The sequence below is a fragment of the uncultured Rhodoblastus sp. genome, assembly GCF_903903185.1.
Classification (GTDB): Bacteria; Pseudomonadota; Alphaproteobacteria; order Rhizobiales; family Beijerinckiaceae; genus Rhodoblastus.
This window is the reverse complement of record NZ_CAIUXT010000131.1, coordinates 1-3382: the sequence shown is the minus strand read 5'-3', so window position 1 is coordinate 3382 and position 3382 is coordinate 1. Positions and strand designations below refer to the sequence as shown.

Below are 3382 nucleotides of genomic sequence, written 5' to 3'. Positions count from 1 at the left end.
CTGGAATGGGTTTGCGCCCTTGAGCCTTGCGGTGTCGACGGCCGTGCGCACGTCCGCCTCGGCCTGTGCGGCCCACATGGCGCGATAGCCATTCGTGACTTTGCGCTGGATCAAACAGGGCCGCAGCGCTCGCTCTGAACCGTTGTTGGTGGCCTCGACCTCGCCGGGATCGTCGCAGAAGGTCAGAAGCTGGTCTCTCGCGCGGACGATTTTGGCTTGCTGGTTGCCGCGCCGGTGTTTCGACGCTGGGTATCGAGGCAAATGGCAATGTGAAAGGGTGTCCTTCCCTTCCGAGCGCCGCTTATGTCAGAGGCAACATTCGAAAGCACGCGCACAAACGAATCTGGTCGGATCTCGTTGCGGAGAAGCGCGCGCGATCGAACAAACTCTGGGGATTTTGCAAGACGTGCCCTCGTGCGCAACGCTGTGGCGGCGGCTGCGCCTAAACCTCACATGTCCTTTTTGGCCGAACCGGAAACAATCCTTACCGTCATTTTCGCGCCCTGGCGCCGAGCGGCGCTGGACAGATTGAAAAGCTGAAGCCGGTTCAGAGTGATCCCGGGAACCCTTTCGATCACGGCGCTTTTGAAATCGTCAAGGACGACGCTGGCGCCAATTTCGACGACGAACCTGTGATTGAAAAAAAATTTTGGCCAGCCAGGTTTTCAAGCTTCGCAGAAACGCTTCGGGCCTTTGGTCCGAGGACGAGTTGGCCAAGGCGTTGAGGCCGACGTAAACCTCTTCGCGCGTCAATTCATCAAAGTCACGAATTTTTCCATGATCGCGCCGTTGCGCACCAGCGCAATGCCGGCGCGTCCCGCAAGGGCGCGCCAACTTTCCGGCGGGCTCGAAAATCTCCAGACTTCGTCACCCGGTTGCGCCCTCAGTTTGAACGCCTTCCATTTACTTGCCTGCGCGCCAAACGGAACGCTGTCAATCGTGTTTTCGGCCTCCGCTTGCTCGAACGAAATTCGGTCGATCAACCAGGAATTCGCTTCCATCGTGCGTTGCTCCTCGCCATCGGGCTCCGGCGCTTTGAGCGGCTGCGCCATGGCCTGGAAACAAAAGCTGACGATCAACATCGGGGCGATCAAACGGGTTCGAAACATTAATCCTGCCGCCCCACTCGTTTATGGCTTCACTGCCCTCTCCTCACGCGGCTGACTGCCTGCCGCGACGCCTGATTGAAGTCAGCAAGAGTATATCCGACCTCGGCATCGCCCACCAGCGAAGAATAGCGTTGCGCCGGCGCGAACTATTCACGCTTTCGACAAACCGCTGCATCGCGAATGCCCTCGTTGTCACGCAGTGGGAAACGACGATCGATTCGGGACGTCGCTGCGAATTATCGAGACGATCGGATCAAGCAATATTTTGCAAAGCGCGCAGATAGTGCACGTTGGCTGCATCTCCGGTCACGCCGGAATGACAGCTTTTCGCCAATCCATTGATCGACGATGGACGACAGCAATTGACGCGGAGCCGGCGGCCAGACGTCGATTTGAGTGGCCGCTATCTAAGGTTGAAGCTTCAGCGCCGCGAGGACCGACGCCGCAAATCGATTGCAACGATCATCCCGGCTGCTTCTCACGGACAACGGTTGTCGAAAGACCAGCCCGACCGGGGAGTTTTGACCCGAACCGGAAATTCACGCCAGGAATCGTCATCGGCGCCAACGGGCGGAAAGCGGCCGAAAAGCAGAAGGTCCGCATTGAAAAGAGGAGCAGACGACACTCACATTGCCAAGTTTCACAAGTTAGTCTTGCACCAGTTCGGCTGCACAGCCGTCAGGGGCGGGTCTTTCGGCCAGACGATCGGCAATCCAGGGCAGATACAGGGGTTGCGACGCAGCAGGCGTTGCGAAGTGAGTCTTGTCGCCAGCCAACTGGATGCGCGTGACATTGCCGCCCAATCTGCACATATGCTCACGGTAGATTTTGTGCATGACCGGCGGCACCACGATGTCTTTCGTGCCCCAAAAGATGATCACCGGCGCCACTGGCTTTTCGTCAGGACCCGCACTGGCGATCAAGGTCTCCGCGAACGCCTTTGCATTGCCGATGTCTGGCCTCACGAGTTCGGCGAACCCATCACCATAGGTGTAATTCAAGGTATCGGATGCGGAATGAACGCATTTGTTGGACATGATTGTGTCGATAAACTGGGCTCCATCATCCGTGAAAACGTCGGTCAATTTCAATTTGCCGGGATAGGCCGCCTGCGAAGCCCATATCGTCATGGCAAAATGATTGAAATTATTTACACTATTGGAGAAAGACTTGAGCGTTCCGGAAATCATCGCGTGCGCGCTGGCGTCTGTGAGCGCTCCTTGAGGGGCAATGGCCCTGAAAAAAGGCGGCGCCATTGCGACAAAGCCTTCGACCTTGATGCCGTCAAAAGCTGTTCCCTCGCGGGCGATATATTCAGGAGAGCTTGCGGCGGCGATGGCGGCGCCCGCCCCTTGCGACCACCCATAAATGATCGACTTTCGGGCGGCGCCCGCTTCTTTCAAAGAACCGGCGGCGCGGATGGCGTCAATCGAATCGCGCGCTTGCGTGGCTGACAATTGATATTGGTGCTTTCCGCCCCCGCCGAGGCCTTGATAATCGCTCGCAACGACGACGTAGCCCGCCTTGATGAACTCCGCGAGAGCCGGAACGCCATAATCCGTCCAGGAATTGCCGCTGACCAGGAAATATTCATTCAAGGGGACCGCAGGGTTTTCGACTTGGGACGGTCCGCAATTCTGTGCCGTCCCAGTTGTTCCGTGCGCCCACGAGATGATGGGACGTCCGTCGGTTGGAGCATTCCCCGTTGGGGCAATCACCATTCCCGTCGAGATCGTTTTCTTGTTGGCCATATCTGAGGAGATATAGGCGATGCGCCAAGCCTCAGCATTCGGAATGGGCGTCGTTACTCTTTCCTTTTTGATGACTTCGCCTAGCTTCCCTTCGGCCTTCATCTTGGTGACGGCTTCATAAAAAGGCGGAAGAGAAGGGTCTGCGTTTGCCAATGATGCGATGTGCAACGCGAGCGTGAGTGCAAGACATCCAAGGGCATTATCTGTAGCGGTCATGATCCAGTTCCCTGAGGTTGGCGAAAACTCAATCGAGCGCCGCCCGATCGAGGCTCAGCATCGAGAATTGCCCATCAAATGGGCGAGAACCGTTTCGATCCGCGGATCGTCGGCCAAAGTGTGCAGAACCTTTTCGAGCGCGTCGCGGGAATAGATGCTGCTGTCGCGGTGATAGATCTTGCCCTTCGACGGCCAGGTGAACAGCGCCGGCGCCATGGCGCCTCCTGGCCTTCACGGGGCGGCTTTAGGCGTCTGAACTTGATAGAATCTTTCCAACTCCTCCGGCGAAAGGGCGGGAAGCAATTT

The 3382-nt window shown here is 57.3% G+C and carries 4 protein-coding genes; all 4 read right to left on the bottom strand.

Annotated elements, in window-relative coordinates; all coding sequences use genetic code 11:
- On the bottom strand, positions 1–261 hold a 261-nt coding region (locus tag QZY01_RS11960; protein WP_294537455.1), incomplete at its 3' end, for a transposase.
- Between the two features lie 488 nt (positions 262–749).
- Complete coding sequence (locus QZY01_RS11955) at positions 750–1109, bottom strand: hypothetical protein (protein ID WP_294537453.1); 360 nt, start codon at positions 1107–1109, stop codon at positions 750–752.
- Between the two features lie 647 nt (positions 1110–1756).
- A complete protein-coding gene (locus tag QZY01_RS11950; RefSeq protein ID WP_294537451.1) occupies positions 1757–3076 on the bottom strand; it encodes an alpha/beta fold hydrolase in 1320 nt (439 codons plus the stop codon).
- Positions 3077–3130: 54 nt separating this feature from the next.
- On the bottom strand, positions 3131–3292 hold the full coding sequence (locus QZY01_RS11945) for an alpha/beta hydrolase (RefSeq protein WP_294537450.1): 162 nt from the start codon (positions 3290–3292) through the stop codon (positions 3131–3133).
- Positions 3293–3382: the final 90 nt, after the last annotated feature.

What these genes read in the sequence shown, in the direction of transcription:
- QZY01_RS11955 (WP_294537453.1), bottom strand. Translation starts at nt 1,109, where the DNA reads ATGTTTCGAACCCGTTTGATCGCCCCGATGTTGATCGTCAGCTTTTGT.
- QZY01_RS11950 (WP_294537451.1), bottom strand. Translation starts at nt 3,076, where the DNA reads ATGACCGCTACAGATAATGCCCTTGGATGTCTTGCACTCACGCTCGCG.
- QZY01_RS11945 (WP_294537450.1), bottom strand. Translation starts at nt 3,292, where the DNA reads ATGGCGCCGGCGCTGTTCACCTGGCCGTCGAAGGGCAAGATCTATCAC.